The following is a 23,797-nucleotide window of genomic DNA, read 5'->3' as shown; positions in this document are numbered from 1 at the left end:
CCGCAGCCGCCAACAGCGCGCCGAAGAAACCCGCGGTTCTCATTTCTTGATCCCCTCCTGGATGTGATGAGGAACCTCCCTTCCTCATCACTGCGGAGGGGAATATGGCAGCGTTTGTCCACTTCGTCAACTGGTTACGTGGTGTGTTCGAGCGGCTCCGCTGCGTGATTCCACGTGAGGCTGAATCGGTACAGAAATCCCACGGTATTTTTCCGCCACTGGCCCGCTCTTAAAGGTGATATCTCCTGTATTCGCCGCGGTGCCACCGATGTCCGCCGACGGCCCACACTGGCGTACTCCGAGACGGAAAGCGTGCGGCTGAATGGATTATCGGATTCTGGGCCCGCTGGAACTGCGGTCCGCGGGGCGCCCCGGCGGGCTCGGCGGGGAACGGCAGCGCAAGCTGCTCGCGCTCCTGCTGCTCGGCGCCGGGACCGTCGTGTCCTTCGACCGGCTGATCGACGAACTGTGGGAGGACCCGCCCCAGACCGCCCGCCGCCAGGTCTGCAACGCGGCGGCCGCGGTGCGCCGCGTCGTCACGTGGGGCGGTGGCCACCTGACGACCACCCCCCACGGCTACCGTCTCGACCTGCCGGAGGGCAGCCTCGACGCGGACCTGTTCCGCGCCCGGATCCACGAGGCGGACGTCCTCGCGGGGAGGGGAGAACCGGCGCAGGCCGTGGCGTTCCTGCAGAGCGCGCTCGACCTGTGGCGGGGACCGGTGCTGACCGGGCTCACGTCCCCGTCGATCGACGCGGAGGCCGAGAGCCTGCGGGAGCAACGGCTGCAGGCGGTGGAGCGGCTCGCCGAGCTGCGACTGGAACTGGGGGAGGTGACCTCGCTGCTGGGAGAGCTCATGGGCCAGGTCGCCGAGCACCCGTTGCGGGAGTCGTTGCGCGCCACGCTGATGCGGGCACTGGACCGGGCCGGGCGCCGCGGCGACGCGCTGACCGTGTTCGAGCAGGGGCGCCGGGCGCTGGCCGACGAGCTGGGTGCCGATCCCGGACCGGAGCTGACCGGGCTGCACGCCGAGTTCCTGCGCGCACGACCGGTTCCGGTGGCGGAGCCCCGCCGGTCGCCGCTCCCGTTCGACATCCCCGACTTCACCGGCCGCGAGTCCGAAGTGGACGAACTGGTCGGGGCGATCGGCGACCGGGCGGGCGCCGTCGTCACCATCGAGGGCATGGGCGGCATCGGCAAGACCGCGCTGGCCGTGCACGTGGCGAACCGGCTGACGGACCGCTTCTCCGACGGGCTCTGCTACGTCGACCTGCGCGGGTTCACCGCCGACACCGCGCCGCTGGTCGCGGCCGCCGCACTCGAACTGCTGCTGCGCCAGATCGGCGTGCCACCGGAGCGCATCCCGGTGGACCCGGCCGCGCGCCGCGACCTGTGGCTGACCGAGGCGTCCGGCCGCCGCCTGCTGGTGGTGCTCGACAACGCCGCCGACGCGGGCCAGGTCCGGCCGCTGCTGCCCGGCGCGTCCCGCTCCGTCGTGCTGGTGGTGAGCCGGTGCCACCTCATGTCGATCGAGGGGGCCGTCCCGGTGTCGCTCGACGTGCTGCCCGCGGCCGACGCGGTGGCGTTGTTCAGCCGGATCGCGGGCCAGGACCGGGCGGACGCCGAACCCGAGGCGGTCGCGGACGTGATCTCCCTGTGCGGCGGGCTCCCGCTGGCGATCCGGATCGCCGCCTCGCGCTTCCGGCGGCGGCCGTGGAGCGTCGCCCACCTCGCCGAGCAGCTGCGCGACCGGCAGCGCCGCGCCCGTGCGTTCACCGCGAACGACGTCAGCGTCGCGGGCGTGCTCACCCTGTCGTACCAGCACCTCCCGGCCGACCGGCAGGAGCTGTTCCGGAAGCTGTCACTCGTGCCCGGCGCCGACTTCGACGCGCACGCCGCCGCCGCGCTCGCCGGGGTGCCGGTGCAGGACGCGCAGGACGTGCTGGAGGAGCTCGTCGAGTGCAACCTGCTGATGCAGCGCAGGTACGGCCGCTACTGCCTGCACGACCTCGTCCGCGACTGCGCCCTCGACCTCGCCGACCGCGCCGGCACACCGTCCGAACTGGACACCGCGCGGCACCGGTTGTTCGACTACTACCTGCACCTCGCCGACGTGCGCGGCCGGCGCTCCCTGCCGGGACGGCGCGGCTTCGAGCCGGACCTGACGTGGCAACCGGAACTGCCCGCCTCCGAGTCCGAAGAGGACGACGTGCGCCAGCTCCGGGCCGAGTACAAGAACATGGTGGCGGTGGCCGGGTACGCGAGCGCGCACGGCTGGCACGTGCACGCGTGGCAGCTGCCGTGCCTGCTGATGCCCTACCTGACCCGCGTGGGCCTGCGGTCCGGCGTGCTGGAGCTGTCCCGCGACGCGTTGAAGGCCGCGCGGGCCCTCGGCGACCGGTGCGGTGAGTCGATGGCGTTGACGAACATGGCGTTCGCGTTGCGGGAGGAGGGCCGCCACGGCGAGGTGCTCGACTTCCTCGGCCGGGCCATCGCGATCAGCCGCGAGCTGGGCGACCTGCCCGCGGCCGTGGGAGGTCTGCGCGATCTGGGCGCCGCACAGGTGCAGGCGGGCATGCTGACCGACGCCGCCGGGAGCTTCGCGGAGGCGGTCGAGCTCGCCCGGTCCGTCGGTGACCAACGGGCCGAGGTCAACTCGACCATCGACCTCGGGTTCGTCGACTGCAACCTCGGCCGCCACGCCGAGGCCGACGCCCGGTTCCGCGCCGCACTGGCGATGCACCAGCGCAGCGGCTACTCCGGCGGCGAGGTCGTGGTGCTCATCAACCTCGGCTGGCTCGCCCAGTTGCGCGGCCGCGACGGCGAGGCGGCCACCGCGCTCGAACGCGCCGTGCGGCTCAGCCGGGAGATCGGCATGAGCCGGGGTGAGTGCATCTCGCTGGCCTGGCTCGGGGTCACCTACCGCAGGCAGGGCCGGATCGCGGACGCGTTCACCTTCGGGCGGGAGGCCCTGGAGTCGGCGCGGCGGATGGACCTGCGCGAGCCCGAGGGCGACGCGCTGAACGGGCTCGGCGAGACCTGTCTGGCCGCCGACCGGGTGCGCGAGGCCGAGGCGATGTTCCGCGACGCCGAGGAACTGGCGAAAGCGGGCGTGCTGCCGATGGTGTGGGCACGGGCGCACGAGGGACTCGCCCACGTCGCGGCCCGCCGCGGTGAGCACGAGTGGGCGCGCACGCACTGGGAACGGGCCGTCGAGCTCTACCCGGACGGCGCGGTGGACGCGGACAACGCCCGCGCGCACCTGGCCGGCACCGGCACGGGCTGCATGCGGTGCGCGTGCGGACGACCCGCGCCCCGCACGCTGACGGTCGTGCGCGAGGTCGCGAAAGTGAGCTGACCAGCGACGACATCCGTGCATCGGTCATCGATGCGGCACGGATGCACGGCGTTGGTGCACTGCTTCCGACAGGTCGTACAGGTAGGAAGTGGTGCTCGAAGATGCTGCAGCCCGCGTTACCCGCAAGGCTGGTGGATCGGCCCTCGCTGACCGCGACGCTCGACGCCGCGGCCGCCCACGAGGTGGTCGTGGTGTCGGCCGGGCCCGGTTGGGGGAAGACGACTTCGGTCGCGGGGTGGGCGGCCACGCGCAGGGCGGCGTGGCTCGACGCCGCCGACGTGTCGCTGGAACGCCTGTCGCGCGGGCTTTTGCGCGCGCTGAGACAGCGATTACCGCGTCTGCCCGCCGAGCTGATCACGACCACGGCCCAGGGTGCCGACACGGTCGCCGCCCTGATCTGCGGCCTGCTGGACGTGCACCTCGACGAACCCCTGGTGCTGGTCGTGGACGACGCCGGTGCGGTGCGCGGCGAGAGCGCCCGGCTGCTGGAGGCGTTGTGCCGCAACAGCCCCGACCGGTTCGGCCTGGTGCTGCTGACCCGCGGCGCGCTGGCGTTCGACCCCGGACCGGCCGCCGAGGTCGGCGCGCGCGAGCTCGCCTTCTCCGAGCAGGAGATCGCCGCGCTCGTCGGCGGGGACGCGGGGGAGGTGCTGGCGCGCACCGGCGGCTGGCCCGCAGCGGTGTGCCACGGCGAGATGACCGAGGAGATGGCGGCGTCCGTGCTGGCGGCGGAACCCGAGCGGAACCAGGACCTGGTGCGGGCGATCGCGTTGCTCGGCAAGGCGTCCACGGCGCTCTGCGTGGCGCTCGGGTTCTCCGACGTGCGCGAGACGCTGGCCGGACTGGCCGGGCGGGGACTGGTCACCGGGCCGGACTGGCGCGTCCTCGAACCCGTCGCGGACGTGCTGCGCCAGGAAGGCCTGGAGGACGAGGAGATCCGGCTCAAGGCTGCCGTGTTCTGCGAACGCACCGGTGCGCACGCCGACGCGCTCGCGCACCTGGTCGCCGTGCGGAGGTGGGACCTGGTCGCGCGGTTGTTGCTGCGCCGCGACGAGCAGATCGTGGCCGGCGGCGACGCGGACGCGGTGCTCGCCGCCCTGGAACAGCTGGAGATCGACGACTCGCGGTTGTACCTGGTCTGGGGTTTCGCCCTGCAGCACAAGGGGGACTGGCTCGGCGCGCTGCACTGCTACGAGCAGGCGGGCGAGCACACCGTGCGGTCGTCGTGGCGCCGCGGGCAGCTGCACGCGCTCGCGGGCCAGACCGGTCAGGCCGTCGAGGTGTTCGAGCGCACGGTCTTCGACGACATCGCGTCCCTCGACGAGGTGCGGCTGCTGTCGCTCGCGGTGCGCTGGTTCCGGGAGACCGGGCGCATCGAGCGCGCGGAGGAACTGGCCGAGCGGTGCGCCGAGTCCGCGAAGAGGTGCGGCGGGCACGGCGCGTTCGCCTGGAGCAGCAGGGCTTTCGGGGTGCTCGCGGGCTTCGGTGGCGACCGGGTGGCGTTCGAGATGCACTACGGCCGGGCCGCGGACCGGGCGCGGCGGGCCGGCTGCCGGATGCTGGAGCTCACGATCCGGTGCGAGCGCGCGCGGTTCCTCGCGGACGAGTTCGGGCCGGAGCAGGCGCTCGCCGAGGTCGACGAGCTGCTCGTCCTCGGCAGGCAGGCCGGGCTCACCGGCCACGAGCAGGACTGCCGCGGCGTCCGGGCGCTGGCGGCCGTCCGGCTGGGACGCTTTGACGACGCCCTGCGCGACGCCGGCGGGTGCGCGAAGAACCTGGTGGTGAAGGCGGAAGCGCACCGCAGGCGTGGGGAACCCGGTCAGGCGCAGGCGTTCCTGGACGAGGCCCTGGCGCTGCCCGGTGGCGACCCGCTGGTGCGGGCGACGCTCGCGCGGGTCGTCGCGGGCGAGGACGCGGTGGCCGCGCGGGCCCTGGCCGAGGAAGCCGTTGCCACGAGCCAGGTGTTGCGGGTGCGCGAGGTGCCCGCGCTGCTCGCCCGCGGCTGGGTCGCGGTGCTCGCGGGGGACCGGGAGACGGCGCGGGCGGACGCGGCGACGGCTCGGTCGCTCGCGGGCAGGCGTGGTGACCGGGCGGGTCTCGCGGACGCGTTGCAGCTGGCGGCGGTGACCTCGGCCGACGGTCCGGCGTTGCTGGCCGAGGCCGCGATGGTGTGGCGGGCGGCGGGCGACCCGGTGGGCGCGGTGACCGCGGAACTGGCGCTGGCGCGCTCCACCGGTGCCGAGACGACGCCGTTCGAGAACGAGCTGCGGGCGCACGGGGTGCGCACCGACGTCCTGATGGCCGACGTATTGGGCGTGGGAACGCGTCGGCGCGCGCGGATCGCCGTGCGGACGCTGGGCGGGTTCCAGGTGCTGCGCGACGGCGTCCCGGTGCCGGCCGCGTCGTGGCAGTCGAAGAAGGCGCGCGACCTGCTGAAGATCCTGGCGGCGAACCGGGGACGGGCGGTGCCGCGGCCGCAGCTCGTGGAGCTGCTGTGGCCGGACGACCGTTCGGACCGCACGGCGAACCGGCTGTCCGTGCTGCTGTCGACGTTGCGGGCCGTGCTGTCGGTGCCGGGCCTGCCGGCCGACGCCGAACCGCTGGTGGCGGACCGCGACACGGTGTCGCTCGACCTGTCCTTCGTGGACCTCGACGTCGCCGGGTTCCTGGACGCCGCGGGCACCGCGCTCGTGGCGGACCGGCGCGGCGACCCGGCCGCGGCCTCGTTGCTGACCGACGCCGACGAGCTGTACCTCGGCGAGTTCCTGGCCGAGGAGCCCTACGAGCAGTGGGCGGTCCAGGTGCGCGAGGAGGTCGGCGCGCGGTACACGGCCGTGCTGCGGGCGTTGGTGCGGCTGGTCCGCGATCCCGATGTGCAGGTCGGCTACCTGATCCGGATGCTCGAGCTCGACCGCTACGACGAGAGCGCGCACGTGCGGCTGGTGCGGGCGCTGCGGGCGGCCGGACGGCACGGCGAGGCGCGGCGGCGGTACCAGGTGTACCTGGAGCAGATGCGCGACATCGGGGTCCGGCCCGCCGAGCCGGACCTGTTCGGTGGCCAGGGTTCGGAGGTTCTTCGGGCGGGCTGAGCCCGTTGTCGTGACGGCCGGGGCCGTCGTTCGCGCCGCGCTGGTGCGAACGGCGGCCCCGGCCGCGTTTGTGCTGGCAGGACAGGCATAAGAGAGCCGTCAGGTTTCCTGAAGGGTGCGCTAAGACCCGCTTCGTAGCTTCGTCTGGTGAACGAAAACGGGGGAAGCGGCTGGCTCGTCCGCCCGAAGCCGAGGCCGGCCGCGGCACTGCGGGTGGTGTGCCTGCCGTACGCCGGGGGTGGCGCGTCGGCCTACTGGGACTGGGCGGACCTGCTGGGCGAGTCGGTCGAGGTGTGGGTCGCGGCGTTGCCGGGCAGGGAACGCCGTTTCGGCGAACCCGCGCTCACCGAGGCCGCCGCGATCACCGGACCGCTGGCCGAGGCGATCCGCGCGGAGATCGCGGCACCGGTGGTGCTGTTCGGCCACAGCATGGGCGGGCTGCTCGCGTTCGACGTGGCCCGGCGCCTGGGTGAGCAGGTCGAGCACCTCGTGGTGTCCGCGGCCAAGGCGCCGCACCTCGCGTTCGGCGGCGCACCCCACCTGCTCGACGACGCGGGCCTGCTCGACTGGATGACCACGCTCGGCGGCGTGCCCGCAGACCTGGTGGTGCACAAGGACATGCTCGCGCTGATCCTGCCGACGCTGCGCGCCGACCTGTCGGTGTGCGCCGGGTTCCACGGCACGCACGACGTCGTCGACGTGCCGGTCACCGCGTTCTCCGGCACCGACGACCCGCTCGCGACCGTGGCCGACGTCGCCGCCTGGCGGCACCACACCGTCGCCGGCTTCGACCTCGTGGTCCGGCCGGGCGGCCACTTCTACCTCAAAGACGATCCGGCGGCGGTGACGAGCGTCGTGCGGTCGCTCGCGGCCAGGGAAGGTGTGCAGTGACCGACCAGTTCCCCGCTACCCGGGGCCAGCAGCAGATCTGGTTCTCCGACCAGCTCGCGCCGGACGTCACCTTCAACACGGTGCCGGTGCACGTGGAGATCACCGGCGAGCTCGACACCTACGCGCTCGCGGCCGCGCTGAACGCGGTGATCGACCGGCACGAGCCGTTGCGCACCAGCTACCGGCTGGACGGCGACGACCTCGTGGCGTCCGTCGCGCTGGAGGCCCACGTGTCGATCGCGGCACGCGACCTCCGTGACCTCGCACCGGCCGAACGCGCGGCACGCGCCGAAGCGCTGGTAGCGGCCGAACTCGCCCGCCGCGTCGACATCACGTCGGGGCTGCCGTTGCGAATCGTGTTGCTGCGCCTGGAGGACGACCGCCACCAGCTCGTGCTGCTGGTGCACCACATCGCGATCGACGGCGCGTCCGTCGCCGTCATCCAGGACGAGCTGCCGCGCTGCTACCAGGCCGCGGTCGACGGAGGGGACGTCGCGCTGCCCCGGCCCGCGGTCGCCTACCGCGACATCGCGCCGCTCGCCGGCGGCGTGGAGCACTGGCTCACCGAGCTGGCCGACCTGCCGGAACCGCTGGAGCTGCCGGCCGTCCGCACCCGTCCCGCGCCGCCGGACTTCGCCGCCGAGTCGTTGCCCCTCGTCGTACCGGAGGACCTGGCGAACGCGGTTCGGCGAGCGGCGAGCACGCACCGGTCGTCGTCGTTCATGGTGCTGCTGAGCGCGTTCTCCGTGCTGCTGCACCGGTTGACCGGCTCGTCGGACCTCGTGGTCGGTTCACCGTCGGCCGGCCGCGAGCACGCCGACACCCACGAGCTGGCCGGCTACTTCGTGAACATGCTGGCACTGCGGGTGCGCCTCGGCTGGGACCCGACGTTCAGCGAGGTGATGGACGTCGTGCGCGGCTCCGTGCTGGACGCGCTCGACCACCGCGACACGCCGTTCCACGAGGTCTGCTCCGCGCTCGGGCAGACCGGGGACGGCGACCGGCACCCGGTCTTCCAGGTCGTCTTCGCGTCCCCGCCGCCGCTGTCCGGTCCGCTGGCCGCCGGCGGGTGCGTGTTCACGTTCGTCCAGGGCACCAGCGACCAGAGCCTCTACGACCTCGAACTGCAGCTGCCCGACTCCGGCAGCGGCGAGATGCGCGGCTGGGTCAAGTTCCGCACGGCGCTGTACCGGCGCGCCGACGTCGTCGACCTGACCGAGCGCTTCGCCACCGTGCTCGGCCAGCTCACCAGCGCGCCGGACACGCGGCTGTCGAACCTGTCGCTGCTCTCCGGCGACGAGCGCGGCCGGATCGTCCGCGAGCTCAACGCGAACGCCACCGCGTACCCGGCGGACGCGACGCTCGTCGAGCTGTTCGAACAGACCGTCGACCGCTTCGCCGCGGACGTCGCCGTCGAGTTCGGCGGCGTGCGGCTCACCTACGCCGAACTCGACCAGCGGGCCAACCGGCTCGCCGCCCACCTCGGTACCCTCGGCGTGGCCGCGGGAAAGCCCGTCGGCATCCTGCTGGAACGCGGCGTGGACTGGATCGTCGCCGCGATCGCCGTGCTCAAGGCCGGTGGCGCGTACCTGCCGCTCGACCCGGAGTACCCGCTCGACCGGCTGCAGTCGTTGTGCGAGGACGCCTCCGCCGCCGTGGTGATCACCGGCCGCGCCGTCGAGCTGGACGTCGAGCTGGTCGACCTGTCGGCGATGGTCCTCACCTGCCCGGCGGACCGTCCACACCGGACGCTCGTCGCGGACGACCTCGCGTACGTGATGTACACGTCCGGGTCGACCGGCATGCCCAAGGGCGTGGGCGTCAGCCACCGCAACGTGGTCCGGCTGGTCCGCGACACGAACTACGTCGACTTCGCACCCGGTGACCGGGTCGCGCAGGCCTCGACGACGACGTTCGACGCGGCGACGTTCGAGATCTGGGGCGCTCTGCTGAACGGCGGCCGGCTGGTCGGCCTGCCCAAGGACGTCGCGCTCGACCCGGCGGCGCTGGGGGAGTGGTTGCGGGCCAACGCGATCGACACGTTGTTCCTCACCACGTCCGTCGCGATGCACGTGGCACGCGAGCTGCCGGGCGCGTTGTCCGGCCTGCGCTACTTCGTGTTCGGCGGCGAGCAGCCGGACGAGCACGCGGTCGCCGCGCTCATCGCGCACCCCGGCGGTCCCCGGCACGTCGTGAACGGCTACGGCCCCACCGAGACCACGACCTTCGCGTCGAGCCACGAGTGCGAGCGCGTGCCGGGCCGCATCCCGCTGGGGCGCGGGCTGAGCAACACCCAGCTCTACGTGCTGGACCAGTACCTGGAGCCGGTCCCGCCGCTGGCCGTGGGCGAGCTGTGCATCGGCGGTGACGGCGTCGGCCGCGGCTACGTCGGGAACCCCGCGCTGACCGCCGACAGGTTCGTCCCGGACCACCTGGGCGGCAGGCCCGGCGCGCGGCTCTACCGGACCGGCGACCTCGCGCGGTTGCTGCCGGACGGGACCTTCGAGTACCTGGGCCGGGCCGACCGCCAGGTGAAGATCCGCGGCTTCCGGATCGAACCCGGTGAGGTCGAGGCCTGCCTGCACTCGTCGGGGCTGGTGCGTCAGGCCGTGGTCGTGCCGCTCCCGGACGCCGCCGGTGACGTCCGCCTGGTCGGGTACGTCGTGCTGGAACAGGCGGGCGACGAGCAGCTCGACGAACTGGCGCGGTACGTGCGCGCCGCGCTGCCCGCCTACCTGGTGCCGTCCGCGCTGGTGCCGCTGGAGTCGTTGCCGTTGACCCGCAACGGGAAGCTCGACGTGCGCGCGTTGCCCGACCCGGAGATCGCCGCCGAGGAGGAGCTCGACGAGCCGAGCACGCTCACCGAGGTCGCGGTCGCGAACCTGTGGCGCCAGGTGCTCGGCACGGAGTCCGTCGGGCGCGAGACCAACTTCTTCGACTGCGGCGGCCACTCGCTGAAGGCGGCGAGGATCCTCGCCCGCGTCGAGAGCGAACTGGGTGTCCGGCTGCCGATGCGGTCGCTCTTCGACCACCCGACCGTCGCCGGCATCGCGACCGAGGTCGACCGGTTGCGCGACACCACACCCGTACCCGTCGGCGTGATCCGAGCCGAGGCCAGGGCCTCGCGTTCGGTCGCCGACCTGCTCGATCTGTGACTGGAGGGGAAGTCGTGCAGGACGTGTTGCGGCGCTTGAAGGCGCTGGACCCCGAGAAGCGGGCGGCGGTGTTCGCGCAGCTCGCCGAACGTGGTGAGGACTTCGGCGTCTACCCGGTGTCGTCCGGGCAGCGCCGGCTGTGGCTGCTCGACCAGCTGCACCCCGGCAGCGCCGTCTACAACGTGCCGTACGCCTTCCGGCTGCGCGGCACCGTCGACGCCGACACGCTGGGCAGGGCGTTGCTGGAGGTCGGCCTGCGGCACGAGGTGCTGCGGACCGTGTTCCTCGACCTCGACGGCGAGCCGCGCCAGGTGATCCTGCCGGAGCCGCAGTTCTCGCTCGCGGTGTCGCATGTGGACGTTGGTGACCGCGACGCGTTCGCCGCCGAGCGTGCCGCCGAGGTGGCGGGGGAGCCGTTCTCGCTCGCCGACGGGCCGTTGCTGCGGGCGGAGCTGGTGGTGTTCGACGCCACCGACGCGCTGCTGCTCGTGTCGATGCACCACATCGTCTGCGACGGGTGGAGCACCCAGCTGCTGTTCGCCGAGTGGGAGGCCGCGTACTCGGCCCGCGATCTCGGACCCGCGCCCGCGCAGTACCTGGACTTCAGCCGCTGGCAGACCGGGTGGCTCGACGGTCCCGAAGGCGCGCGGCTGCTGGAGTACTGGACCACGCAGCTCGCCGGGGTGCCGCCGGTGCTCGAACTGCCGTCGGACCACCCGCGTCCGGCCGTGATGAAGATGCGGGGCGGTGCCGTCGAGTTCGCCTGGCCCGCCGCGCTGAAGGAGAGGCTCGACGCGTTCTGCCTCGCCGAGCGGGTCACGCCGTTCATGGTGCTGCTGACCGCGTGGACCGTGTTGCTGCACCGGTACTCCGGCGCCGACGACATCGTGGTCGGCACCAACGTGGGCAACCGGCGGGCCGAGATCGAGGACGCCCTCGGCTTCTTCGTCAACACCGTCGCCCTGCGCAACCGGGTGGACGCCGAGGTCAGCTTCATCGAGCTGCTGCACCAGGTCCGCGACACGACGCTGGCCGCGCAGCAGCACCAGGAGCTGCCGTTCGAACGCGTCGTCGAGGCGCTGGCCCCGCCGCGCAGCACCGCGCACCAGCCCGTCGTCCAGACGATCGTCGGCATGGAGGACGGCCAGCACTCGCTCCTGTCGTTGCCGGGCGTCGAGATCTCCCGCGTGCCGGCGCACTCCGGCACCGCGAAGTGGGACCTGGAGCTGGGCGTCACGTCCACCGAGGGTGGCATCACCGGCCTGCTGGAGTTCGACAGCGCGCTGTACGAACCCGAGACCGCCCGCCGACTGCTCGGCCACCTGGAGACCCTGCTCGCCTCCGGGCTCGCCGACCCGTCGTGCCCGGTCGGCCGTCTGACCATGATCACTCCAGCCGAGCGCGCGCAGATTCTCCACGACTGGAACCCGGTTCCGGCGGCCCGGCTCGACGGCGTCCTGGTGCACGAGCTGGCGGAGGCGTCCGCCGATCGCACCCCCGAAGCCGTGGCGCTGGTGTTCGAGGACCAGGAGCTGACCTACCGGGAACTGGACGAGCGCGCCAACCGGCTCGCGCACCTGCTGCGGTCGCGCGGCATCGGCCGGGGCGACTTCGTCGGCATCAGCCTGCCCCGGTCGCTCGACCTCGTGGTGGCGCAACAGGGTGTGCTCAAGTCCGGCGCCGCCTACGTGCCGCTCGACCCGGAGTACCCGGCGGACCGGCTGGCGTACATGGTCGCCGACTCCGGACTGCGCGTGGTCGTGACGCTGGCGGCGTTCTCGTCGCGCTTCCCCGGCGTGGCCACGCTCCCGTTGGACGAGACCGACTTCTCGGGGGTGCCCGCGGCACGGCTCGCGCGGACCGTGGAACCGGACGACCTCGCGTACGTGATCTACACGTCCGGGTCGACCGGCAAGCCCAAGGGCGCCATGCTGCCGCACCGCGGCGTCGTGAACCTCGCGGACGAGCTGGCGCGGATGCTCGGCATCGGGCCGGGCGACCGGATGCTGCAGTTCGCGTCGTTCAGCTTCGACGTGTCGGTCGCCGACATCATGGTGACGCTGCGGTCCGGTGCCACGGTCGTCCTGGCCGCGCAGCACGACCTGCAGCCCGGCCCCGACCTGGCCCGCACGATCAACGCCCAGCGCGTCGACGTGGCGTGCCTGCCGCCGACCGTGCTGCGGCTGACCGACCCCGCCGCCGTGCCCGGCCTGCGGACGCTGATGGCGGGCGGCGAGGCCTGCCCGGAGGAGGTCGCGGCCGCGTGGGCCGTGGGCCGGCGGTTCCTCAACGTCTACGGGCCCACCGAGGCGTCCATCTGGATCACCGCCGCGGAGTGCGACGGCACCGAGAGCCCGTTGCCGATCGGACGCCCGATCACCGGCAGCACCGCCTACGTGCTGGACGCACAGGGCGAACCGCTGCCCGTCGGCGTGCCGGGGGAGCTGCACCTCGGTGGCGTGCAGGTGGCGCGCGGGTACCTGCACCGGCCGGAGCTCACGTCCGAGAGGTTCGTCGCCGACCCGTTCGGCGGCGGGCGGCTGTACCGCACCGGTGACCTCGCGCGGTTCCGGCCCGACGGCCAGGTCGAGTTCCTGCGCCGGATGGACGACCAGATCAAGCTGCGCGGCTACCGGATCGAGCTGGGCGAGATCCAGACCGCGGTGTGCGCGCACCCGTCGGTGCGCGCGGCGGTCGTGATCGCCCGCGAGGACGTGCCGGGCGACGTGCGGCTGGTCGCGTACGCGGTGGCCGCCGACGGGTGCGAGATCGACGCCGCGGAGCTGCGTTCCTCGCTGCGGCGCGGGCTGCCCGAGTACATGGTGCCGTCGGCGTTCGTCGCGGTGCCGACGATCCCGCGCAACCCCAACGGGAAGCTCGACCACCGCGCGTTGCCGAAGCCGGAGTCGGTGCGTTCCGAACGGGTCGTGGTGCCCGCGGGCAACCAGACCGAGCGGACGATCTCCGACGTCTGGCGCGAGGTGCTGCGGATGGACGGTGTCGGCGCCGACGACAACTTCTTCGACCTCGGTGGCAACTCGGTGCTGCTGGTCAAGGCGCGCAGCCGGCTGGCGGAGCTGTTCGCACGGGAGGTTCCGACGGTGACGCTCTTCACCTACCCGACGGTGCGGGCGCTGGCCGCCCACTTCGACGGCGGCGGCGTGGTGGAGACGCGGTCCGCCGGTGGCAGGAAGGCATTGCTGGCTCGGGGGAGGAAGTCGTGACGGAGTACACCGGACTGGAGATCGCGGTCGTCGGCATGGCCGGCCGCTTCCCGGGCTCGTCCACAGTGGACGAGTTCTGGGACAACGTGCTCGCCGGTGAGGCCGGCGTGCGCCGCTTCACCGACGAGGAGCTCGACGCGGCCGGCGTATCGGCGGAACGACGCGCGGAGCCGGGGTTCGTGCCCATGGGCGGCGCGCTCGACGGCATCGAGCTCTTCGACGCCAAGCTCTTCGGCTACAGCCCGCGCGACGCGGCCGTGCTGGACCCGCAGCAGCGGGTGTTCCTGGAGTGCGCCTGGCACGCGCTGGAGCACGCCGGCCACCTCGGCGGCGGGCGGGAGGTCGGCGTCTACGCCTCGGCGAGCGTTGACACGTACCTGCTGCGGCACCTGTGGGGCAACCCCGCCGTGCCGGGCGGCCTGCAGCCGCTCGACCTGCTGCTGGCCAACGACAAGGACACGCTCGCCAGCCGCGTCGCCTACCACCTCGACCTGACCGGTCCCGCGATCACCGTGCAGACGGCGTGCTCGTCGTCGCTCGTCACGATCCACGTGGCATGCCAGGCGTTGCTGGGCCACGACTGCGACGTCGCCCTGGCGGGCGGCGTGTCGATCCGGCCGCCGGTGCACGAGGGCTACCAGCACACCGAGGGCGGCATCCTCGCCGCCGACGGCCGCTGCCTTCCGTTCGACGCGGACGCGCACGGCGTGGTCGCGGGCAACGGCGTCGCCGCCGTGGTGCTGCGCCGCCTGGAGGACGCCCTCGCCGACGGCGACACGATCCACGCCGTGGTGAAGGGCACCGCCGTGAACAACGACGGCGCGAGCAAGGTCGGCTTCACCGCACCGAGCGTCACCGGTCAGGCGCGGGTCATCAGGGCCGCGCACGACCTGTCCGAAGTGGACTCCTCCACGATCGGCTACGTCGAGGCGCACGGCACCGCCACTCCGCTGGGCGACCCGATCGAGGTGGCCGCGCTGACGCAGGCGTTCGTGCACCCGCCGCAGGCCTGCGCACTGGGGTCGGTCAAGGCGCTGATCGGCCACCTGGACGCGGCGGCCGGCGTCGCCGGGTTCGTGAAGGCCGCGCTCGCCGTGCGGGAGGGCGTCGTACCGCCCAGCCCGTACTTCACCGCGCCGAACCCCGAGACGGGGCTTCCGGACAGCCCGTTCTTCGTCAACCGCGAGGCGGCGCCGTGGCCGCTGGAGGGCCCGCGCCGGGCCGGGGTCAGCGGGTTCGGCATGGGCGGCACCAACGCGCACGCCGTGCTGGAGGAGCCGCCATCGCCCGAACCGATGCCGCCGGTCCGGTCGCGGCACCTGGTGGTGCTGTCGGCCGGGAGTGAGGAGGCCTTGGAGGAGAGCCGGGGGCGGTTGGCCGTGCACCTCGCCGGTGGAGGTCAGGAGCTCGCGGACGTGTCGTACACGTTGCGGACGGGGCGGAAGACGTTGCGGCACAGGCTGGCCGCGGTGGTGGGCGGCGGTGGGGAGGGCTTCGCATCCGCGCCCGCTGTTGGCGCAGCCACGCCCGGCGCCGCGACCGCCGTCACCACCACCACGCCCACCAACACGGCGCTCTCCGAAGCCTGGACCGGCTCCGGCGACCGGCGCGACGTCGTCTTCCTCTTCCCAGGCCAGGGTTCGCAGTACGCGGGCATGGCCGCCCACCTCACCGCCGAGGAGCCGGTCTTCCAGGCCGCTCTCGACGAGTGCGCCGCCCTCCTCCCGTTCGACCTGCACGAGGTGCTGGCCGACGCGGACCGCCTGACCCGCACCGAGTTCACCCAGCCCGCCCTCTTCGCCGTCGAGTACTCGCTCGCGAAGCTCTGGGAGCACTGGGGTGTGCGGCCGAGCGCGATGCTCGGGCACAGCGTCGGCGAGTACGTGGCCGCGTGCCTGGCCGGGGTGTTCTCGCTGCCGGACGCGCTGGAGCTCGTCACGGCACGCGGCGCGCTGATGGGCGCGTTGCCCGGCGGCGCCATGGTGTCCGTGCCGCTCGGCGCCGACCGGCTGGACCTGCCGGCGGACGTGTCGCTGGCGGCGAGCAACGCGCCGAACCTGAGCACGGTCGCCGGCACGTTCGAGGCGATCGAGCGCTTCGAGCAGACCGCGGGTGTCGCGTGCCGGCGGTTGCACACCTCGCACGCGTTCCACTCGGCGATGATCGACCCGATGCTCGGCGAGTTCGCCGCGCTGGTGGGCCGGATCGAGCTGCGCGCGCCACGGATCCCCTTCGTCTCCAACGTCTCCGGCACGTGGATCACTGCGGAGGAGGCGACTGACCCCGCTTACTGGGCTCGGCACGCCCGTGCGGCCGTGCGGTTCAGCGAGGGGCTGACGACCTTGCTCACCGAGCCGGTGACCGTGCTGGAGGTCGGGCCGGGCAACGTCCTCACGACCCTGGCGCGCCAGCACGACCTGCGCGGTGGTGCCGCACTCGGGTCGCTGCGGCACCCGCGCGAGGACAAGCACGACCTCGACACGATGCTGGCCGCGGCGGGCCGGATGTGGATCGCCGGTGTGCCGGTCGACCTCGGCGCGCTCACCGCGGACGAGCGGCGGCGCAGGGTTCCGCTGCCGGGTTACCCGTTCGAGCGCGCCCGCCACTGGATCGACCTGCCCGGCGCGGCGCCGCGGCCGATCGAGGTCGTCGAGGTGCTGCCGCAGCCGGCCGAGGTCGTTGTGCCCCAAGGCGATCTCGGGAAAGTCACCGGCATCTGGCAGGAACTGCTCGGCATCGCGCGCATCGGCCCGGACGACGACTACTTCGAGCTCGGCGGGCACTCGTTGCTGGCCACCCAGATCCTCGCGCGGATCACGGCGGAGCTCCACGTCACCCTCCCGGCGGGCGCGATCTTCGAGGCGCCGACGCCCCGCAGGCTCGCCGCGCGGATCGACGAGCTGCGCGACGACCAGCCGGAGCAGGACGACGAGTTCGCCCGGCTGCTTGCCGAGATCCGCGACATGTCACCGGAAGAGCTGCGGGCCGAACTGGACCGCGAGCGGGACGCCCAGGAGATCTCCCAGTCATGACAGACCACCTGACCAGCTCACTGACCGAGGAGCAGAGACAGCTCCTCGCGCTGCGCCTGCGCAACGCCGACCGGTCGCAGCCGGTGTCGTTCACCCAGGAGCAGCTCTGGTTCCTCGACCGCCTCGACCCCGGCAACCCCGCCTACGCCATCCCGTTCGGGCTGGAGCTGACCGGGCCGCTCGACCGCACCGCCCTCGAACTGGCCGTCGGCCGGGTCGTGGACCGGCACGCCGCCCTGCGCACCACTTTCTTCGAGCGCGACGGCGAGCTGCGGCAACGGGTGCGTGACAACGTGTCCATCGCCATCGAGGTCACGGACCTGTCCGAGAACCCCGAACGGGCCGAGGAAGTCGCACAAGACCATGCTCGGCACGCGTTCGACCTGAGCGCGGGACCGCTGGTGGCGTTCCGGCTCGTCGTGCTCGGCCCGGAGAAGCACCTGCTGCTCGTGACCGCGCACCACATCGTGTTCGACGCCGCGTCGGCCGAGGTGTTCGGCGCCGACCTCGCCGCGTTCTACGGCGGGGAGACGCTGCCCGAGCTGACCACGTCGTTCGGCCGGCACGCCGCCGCCGAGCGACGCAGGCTCACCACCGAGGTGATGGACGAGCACCTCGCGTACTGGCGGGACAGGCTCGCGGACAGCCCGGCGCGCTCCACCGTGCCGTCCGACCTGCCGCGCCCGGCCGTCCAGACGCACACCGGTGGCCGGCGGCACTTCGTCGTGCCGCGCGAGCTGACGGAGAAGCTCGCGGCGCGCGCCCAGCAGCTCGGCGTGTCGCTGAACGCCGTGGTGCTCAGCGGGTTCGCCGCGCTGATCGGGCAGGACCGGGTGCTGCTCGGCATGCCGGTGAGCGGCCGCGGCCGTCCAGGCCTGGAGCACCTGATCGGCTCGCTGGCGAACATGCTGGTGCTCCGCGTGGACCTGGACGGCGACGCCGACGACGTGGTGCGCGGCACGCACCGCGCGATCAGCGAGGCCTACTCCCACCAGGACGCGCCGTACGCACGGGTGGTGGAGGCGGTCGACCCGCCGCGCGACCCGAGCCAGAACCCGTTGTTCCAGGCCATGCTGAGCCTCACCGAGGCGTCGGCTCCCCGCACGGCCGCCGGTGTCGAGTTCCGCCCGTTCGAGGTCGACAACGGGCTGACCGACTTCGACCTCTTCGTCGTGCTGTCCAGAGTGGACGGTGAGCTGCGCGGCGTCCTCGGTTACAACGCGGACCTCTTCCTCGACGAGACCGTCGGCGAGCTGGGCGAGCAGTTCCTCGCCGTGCTCACCGACCTGGCGGAGGGGACGCTCCCGCAGCGGGACCGGATCTCGATCGCCGCCACGTTCACCGCCGACCCCGTCCGCGCACCGCTGGACGTGCTCAACGGTGTGCTCCGGCTGCCCGTGGACGTGGAACTCGCGCCGTACCAGCAGATCGTCCGGCACCTGCTCCAGGGCGACGACGGCAGACTCGCCGACGTCGTGCTGCTGCGCTGGGAGGACTGGACGCGGCACGGCGACGCGGTCGAGGCGAACTGGCAGGACCTGGAGACCGCCGTCACGGCCTACCGGCAACGGTCGGCCGCGCCGCTGCACCTCGTCGTCTGTCCGTCCGAGCGGTCGTTCGGCCACCTCGACGACCGGCTCGCGGTGCTGGCGGACTCCACCGAGGGCGTGCACGCCACGTGGTTCGCGGACTGGGCCGGGGCACTGCCGGTCAGCGCCACCTTCGACGCGCAGGCCGACAAGCTCGGCCACGTCCCCTACACGCAGGAGATGTTCGCCGCGCTGGCGATCCTGCTGACCCACGCGCTGCACCCGGAGGCCGGCCGCCTGCACCTGCTCGGCACCGCGCTGGGCGAGCCGGCGGCACTGGCCGAACGGGCCGCGCCCGCCGTCCGGGCCGTCTCGATCGACACGCCCCCGGTGGCCCCGCGCACGCCGACCGAGGAACGGCTCGCCCGCGTCTGGCGCGAGGTGCTCAAGCTCGACGAGGTCGGCGTCACGCACGACTTCTTCGCGCTGGGCGGCCACTCGCTGCTCGCGACGCAGCTGCTGTCCAAGGTGTTCGCGGAGTTCGGCGCCGACGTCTCGCTGCACGCGCTGTTCACCCACCCGACCGTCGAGGCGCTGGCGGAGCTCGTCGACGAGCCGCAGGAGACCGGGCATCCGCTGTCGCCGGTCTCCCGCGACGAACCCCTCGAGCTGTCGGCGATCCAGCGGCGGATGTGGGCCGCGACCCAGCTCGACCCCACCACCACACGGATGAACACCACGTTCGCGGTGGCGTTGCGCGGCTCGCTGGACGTACCGGCGTTGCGCGCCGCGGTCACGAACGTCGTGCAGCGGCACGAGATCCTGCGCACCACGTTCGCCGAGCAGGACGGCCGGCCGGTCATGGTCGTGCACCCGGACATGAACTGCTGGCTGCCCGAGGCGGTCGGCTCGCCCGAGGAGTTCCTCGCCGAGCACACCACCCACGTCTACGACCTGGAGCACGGGCCGCTGCTGCGCGTCCGGCTGGTGCGCACGTCCGCGCAGGAGCACCACCTGCTGCTCGGTATGCACCACATCGTCTGCGACAACACGTCGTGGGGAGTGCTGCTCGCCGAGCTGTCCGCCGGCTACCGGGCCGGTGACCTGCCGGACCTGACCGTCCAGTACGCGGACTACGCGGCGTGGCAACAGGACCTGCTCACCGACGAGGCGCTCGCACCGCACCAGGAGCACTGGCGCACCTACCTCGCCGACGCGCCGTCGCAGCTGGAAGTGCCCGCGGACCGCCCGGAGCGCAACGAGACCCGGCGCACGTCGTCCGTCGTTCCGGACAGGGTGGCGGCGGCGCTGAAGGACCTGGCGCGGGCAGAGGGCAGCACGCCGTTCGCCACGCTGCTCGCGGCGTACGCGGTGGTGCTGTACCGCCGCAGCGCGCAGCCGGACGTCGTGCTGAGCGTGCCGCAACAGGGCAGGCCGCGGCCGGAGGTCGAGCACCTCGTCGGCTGTTTCACCGACCTGCTGCCGATCCGCGTGGACCTGGCGGGCCGCCTCACGTTCCGGCAGGTCGTGCAGCGGGTGCACCGCGCGATGGTCGACGGCTACCAGCACGGTGACGTGCCGTTCTCCAGCGTCGCCCACGTGCTGCCGCGCCGGCGGGGACGGCACCCGGTCTACCAGTGCGCGTTCAACTACGCGGACCTGCCCGACGAGGCGATGACCTGGCCGGGGCTGGAGCTGGAACCGCTGGAGGTGCCGGTCACGAGCCTCGACTTCGACCTGTTCCTCACGCTCACGACCGAGCACGGCGAGCTGACCGCGACGCTGGAGTACAGCGCCGACCTGTTCGGCACCGACGGCGCCGGTGAGCTGCTCGACTCGTTCGTCGCGCAGCTCACCGAACTGGTCGAGGTCCCCGACACGCGCATCGTGGTCGAGTCGTCCACTGTGGACCACCCGACGATGGGCATCGCGTCGTCGCGGCCGCTCGACGGCGTGCTGCCGGTGCTGACCTCCTGGCTCGGCGAGCTGGACCTGCCGCTCACCGTCAGCACGACCCCGGCCGGTCAGGTCCTGCGTCCGCTGCTGGACCCCGCGGCCGGGTTCGGCCACGGGACGACCGCACTGGTGCTGAGGTGGGAAGACCTGTTCGACGGTGGCGTCGCCGCGTTCGAGCTCGCGTTCGACCGGCTCTGCACCGCGGTCGAGCGCTGGACCGAGCGCACCGGCGGGGAACTGGCCGTCCTGGCCACGTCCGAGCGCACCGAGAGGCCGTGGCCCGGGGTGTTCGGCCACGCCGCCGACCGCCTCGCCCGCCGGTTCCCGGCCCTGCGCGTCGTCGACCTGCTGACCGCGCGGGGCGACCAGGACGTCGTGCTGGGCACCGAGCTCGCCCGGCTGCTGGGCGAGCTGCCGCAGCAGACGTGGGCGAAGGAGCTGCCGCAGACCGACGACGAACGCGCGCTGGCGGCGGTCTGGCAGGACGTGCTGAAGCTCGTGGAGGTCGGCGTCCACGACGACTTCTTCGAGCTGGGTGGCGACTCGATGACCGCGATCCAGGTGGTGTGGCTCGCGAACCAGGCCGGCATCAGGTTCACGCCGGCCCAGCTGACCGCGAAGCGCACGATCGCCGCACTGCTGCGCGTGCCGATGTCCGAGGAGCAGCAGGCGCTGGCGGCGGTGTGGCGCGAGGTGCTCAAGGTCGACGAGGTCGGCGCGCACGACGACTTCTTCGAGCTGGGTGGCGACTCCATGACCGCGATCCAGGTGGTGTGGCTCGCGAACCAGGCCGGCATCAAGTTCACCCCGGCCCAGCTCACGGCCAAGCGCACGATCGCCGCGCTGCTGGTCGCGGACGCGCCGGAGCAGGTCGCGGACCAGGGACCGGTGGAGGGCGACTTCCCGGCCACCGGGGCGCAGCGCTGGTTCTTCGAGGCGCTCGCGACGTCGATGGTCGCGCCCGCCCACTTCAACCACCCCTACTACCTGCGCCTCCGCGTGCCGGCGACGCCGGACCAGCTGGAGCGGGCGACGAACGCGCTGGTCGCCCACCACGACGGGATGCGCCTGCGGTTCCGCCGTGAGGGCGACGACTGGCACGCCTCGCACGGCCCGGTCGACGGCGCGATGCCGTTCGTGTCGTTCGACGTGTCGGACGCAGTCGACCGCGAGAAGGCGATCAAGGCTCACCTGAACGAGGTGCACCCGACGCTGGACGTCGCCGAGGGGCCGCTGGCCAAGGTCGTCCACTTCGGACTCGGCGGTCACGAGCCCGACCGCGTGATGCTGATCTGCCACCACCTGGTCACCGACGGCGTCTCGCGCAGCCTGATCCTGGAGGACTTCCAGAACGCGCTGCGCCAGGTCCTCGCCGGCCGCTGCGTCGACCTCGGCCCGAAGACCACGTCGTTCCGGGACTGGGCACGCGAGATCGACGGGTACGCCCGCGGCCCGAAGCCCTCGCAGGAGCTGGGGTACTGGGAGCGGCAGGCACCCGGCAGCGAGGACATGACGCCCGACCTGCCCGGCCGCAACACGTTCGGCGTCATGCAGGACATCCACACGACGATCGACGCCGACACCACCACACGCCTGCGCGAGCTGGCCAAGACGCACCACGTCGGCGTCAGCGACCTGCTGGTGTGGGCGTCCGTCCGGATGGCCTCGGACCGGTTCGGCGGTCCGGAGTGGACGATCGCGACCACCGGGCACGGCCGCGAGGCGCTGTTCGACGGCCTCGACCTGTCCCGCACGGTCGGCTGGTTCCAGGTCATGTACCCGGTCCGGCTCACCCTGCCCGACACGGTGGACACCGCCGCGATCACCTCGCTCGCCGGCCAGCTGAAGCAGGTGCCCGTCAACGGCATCGGCTACGGCCTGCTCCGCTACAACCACCCGGACCCCGCCGTCCGGCAGCGTCTGGAGACGCCGAACCCGCAGCTCACCGTCAACTACGCGGGTGCGTTCGGGTTCACCGACCTCTCCAGCGCGGACGAGCTGTTCGAGCTGTGCCAGGAGGAGCTCGGCGTCCTGCAGGACAAGGGGACCGAGTGGCCCGGCCGCATCGACGTCGTCGGCTCACTGGTCGACGGCCGGATCCGCATCGAGATGAACTACGGCACCGAGATGTACCTGCCGGAGACCGCGCGCCGGATGCTCGGCGAAATCGAAGGGCTGCTCCGCCAGCTCGTTGACCAGAACAGGATGAGGTAATGCCCAAGCCTTCGGGATTCGGCGCGTTCACGATCATGTGGGTAGGACAGCTGCTGTCCGCCCTCGGCACCCGCATGACGAACTTCGCGCTCAGCATCTGGGTGTGGCAGCACACCGGCTCGGCCACGTCGATGGCGCTGATGATGTTCTGCGGCTTCGGGTCGACCGTGCTCTTCAGCCCGCTCGCGGGCAGCCTGATCGACCGGCTGAACCGCAAGGTCTCGATCATCATCTCCGAGATCGGGTCGATCGCCGTCACGTTCATCCTGCTCGCGTTGTTCCTCACGGACTCGACGCAGCTGTGGCACCTCTACCTGGTGAACGTGCTGACCGGCGCGTTGCTCGCGATCCAGGGTCCGGCGTTCGGCGCGACCATCGCGCTGATGATGGAGAAGGGCAAGTTCCTCCGCGCCAACGCGATGATGTGGTCGGTCAAGAGCTTCCCGGTGATCTTCGCGCCGGCGTTCGCCGCCACGCTGCTCGGCCTGACCGGCATCAAGCTGATCCTGTTCATCGACGGGCTCACGTACGTCGTCGCGATCATCACCGTGCTCGTGGTGACGATCCCGCCGGTGCCCGGCCAGGACCGCGAGAAGAGCACCTTCTGGCAGGACTGCGTGTTCGGGTTCCGCTACATCGTCGAACGCCCGCCGCTGCTCGCCGTGCAGGTCGTCCTGTTCTCCATCAGCCTTCTCGCCGCACTGGCGTGGGCGCTGATCGTGCCGCTGGTCCTCGCCCGCACCCTGGGCGACGAGGGCACGCTCGGTCTGGTGCAGAGCATCGGCGCGGTCGGCGGTGTCCTCGGCGGCACGCTGCTCGCGTTCATGAGGCCGCCGCGCCGCAAGATGCTCGTGGTGCTCGGCGCGATCCTGGTGTTCAGCATCGTCGGCCGCATCCTCTACGGCGTCGGCGACGGCCTGATCGCGTGGGCCGCGGCGATGTTCTTCGTCGAGCTGACCATCCCGTTCATCGACGGTCTCGCGCAGACCATCTGGCAGGAGAAGGTCGACCCGGCGGTGCAGGGCCGCGTCTTCGCCGCCCGCAACTTCTTCGAGAACCTCTCGGTCCCGATCGGCTTCGCGGCCGCCGGACCGCTCGTGGACAAGGTGCTCGAACCGGCGATGCGCGGGGACACGGCGCTCGCCGACACGTTCGGCTGGCTCGTCGGCACCGGACCGGGCTCGGGCATCGGGCTGCTGTTCGTGGTCGTGGGCGTGCTCGGCGCCGGCGTCGGCGTCGCGGGCTTCCTCAACCGCAACGTCCGCGAGGTCGAGACGCTCGTCCCGGACCACGAGCCGGAACCCGAGGCCAAGCCGCTCGACCGCCAGCCCGCGCTGGCCGACTAGGAG

At 72.6% G+C, this 23,797-nt stretch carries 8 protein-coding genes; all 8 read left to right on the top strand.

Annotation, left to right across the window (positions count from 1 at the left end; all coding sequences use genetic code 11):
• Positions 1-322 precede the first annotated feature (322 nt).
• The 8 genes from ACFWNN_RS02835 (at position 323) to ACFWNN_RS02800 (ending at position 23,794) form a co-directional block, all read left to right on the top strand.
• Positions 323-3,358, top strand: coding sequence for a BTAD domain-containing putative transcriptional regulator (locus tag ACFWNN_RS02835; RefSeq protein WP_382438104.1), 3,036 nt, complete (start codon positions 323-325; stop codon positions 3,356-3,358).
• Positions 3,359-3,459: 101 nt separating this feature from the next.
• The gene (locus tag ACFWNN_RS02830) at positions 3,460-6,447 is read left to right on the top strand and encodes a BTAD domain-containing putative transcriptional regulator (RefSeq protein WP_382438103.1); all 2,988 of its coding nucleotides are present in this window, start codon (positions 3,460-3,462) and stop codon (positions 6,445-6,447) included.
• Positions 6,448-6,594: 147 nt separating this feature from the next.
• Entirely contained in the window at positions 6,595-7,338 is a 744-nt protein-coding gene (locus ACFWNN_RS02825) for a thioesterase II family protein (protein WP_382438102.1), read from the top strand.
• Positions 7,335-10,493, top strand: coding sequence for an amino acid adenylation domain-containing protein (locus ACFWNN_RS02820; RefSeq protein ID WP_382438101.1), 3,159 nt, complete (start codon positions 7,335-7,337; stop codon positions 10,491-10,493). Before ACFWNN_RS02825 ends, ACFWNN_RS02820 begins: the two co-directional genes overlap by 4 nt.
• Positions 10,490-13,717 (top strand): amino acid adenylation domain-containing protein, encoded by a 3,228-nt coding sequence (locus tag ACFWNN_RS02815; protein ID WP_382438100.1) that lies wholly within the window; start codon positions 10,490-10,492, stop codon positions 13,715-13,717. Before ACFWNN_RS02820 ends, ACFWNN_RS02815 begins: the two co-directional genes overlap by 4 nt.
• The gene (locus tag ACFWNN_RS02810; RefSeq protein ID WP_382438099.1) at positions 13,714-16,749 is read left to right on the top strand and encodes a type I polyketide synthase; all 3,036 of its coding nucleotides are present in this window, start codon (positions 13,714-13,716) and stop codon (positions 16,747-16,749) included. Before ACFWNN_RS02815 ends, ACFWNN_RS02810 begins: the two co-directional genes overlap by 4 nt.
• Positions 16,746-22,448 carry a condensation domain-containing protein gene (locus ACFWNN_RS02805; RefSeq protein ID WP_382438098.1) on the top strand — a complete coding sequence of 1,901 codons (5,703 nt, stop codon included), beginning with the start codon at positions 16,746-16,748 and terminating at the stop codon, positions 22,446-22,448. Before ACFWNN_RS02810 ends, ACFWNN_RS02805 begins: the two co-directional genes overlap by 4 nt.
• The gene (locus ACFWNN_RS02800; protein ID WP_382438097.1) at positions 22,448-23,794 is read left to right on the top strand and encodes an MFS transporter; all 1,347 of its coding nucleotides are present in this window, start codon (positions 22,448-22,450) and stop codon (positions 23,792-23,794) included. The genes ACFWNN_RS02805 and ACFWNN_RS02800 overlap by 1 nt, the downstream gene beginning before the upstream one ends.
• Positions 23,795-23,797: the final 3 nt, after the last annotated feature.

Source organism: Lentzea sp. NPDC058450 (assembly GCF_042721395.1).
Taxonomy (GTDB): domain Bacteria; phylum Actinomycetota; class Actinomycetes; order Mycobacteriales; family Pseudonocardiaceae; genus Lentzea.
Note: the sequence above shows the minus strand (reverse complement) of the source record. Positions and strands in the feature narration are given on the sequence as shown.

Coding starts and splice junctions, on each gene's coding strand:
- ACFWNN_RS02805 (WP_382438098.1), top strand. CDS start 16,746: ATGACAGACCACCTGACCAGCTCACTGACCGAGGAGCAGAGACAGCTC.
- ACFWNN_RS02830 (WP_382438103.1), top strand. CDS start 3,460: ATGCTGCAGCCCGCGTTACCCGCAAGGCTGGTGGATCGGCCCTCGCTG.
- ACFWNN_RS02800 (WP_382438097.1), top strand. CDS start 22,448: ATGCCCAAGCCTTCGGGATTCGGCGCGTTCACGATCATGTGGGTAGGA.
- ACFWNN_RS02835 (WP_382438104.1), top strand. CDS start 323: ATGGATTATCGGATTCTGGGCCCGCTGGAACTGCGGTCCGCGGGGCGC.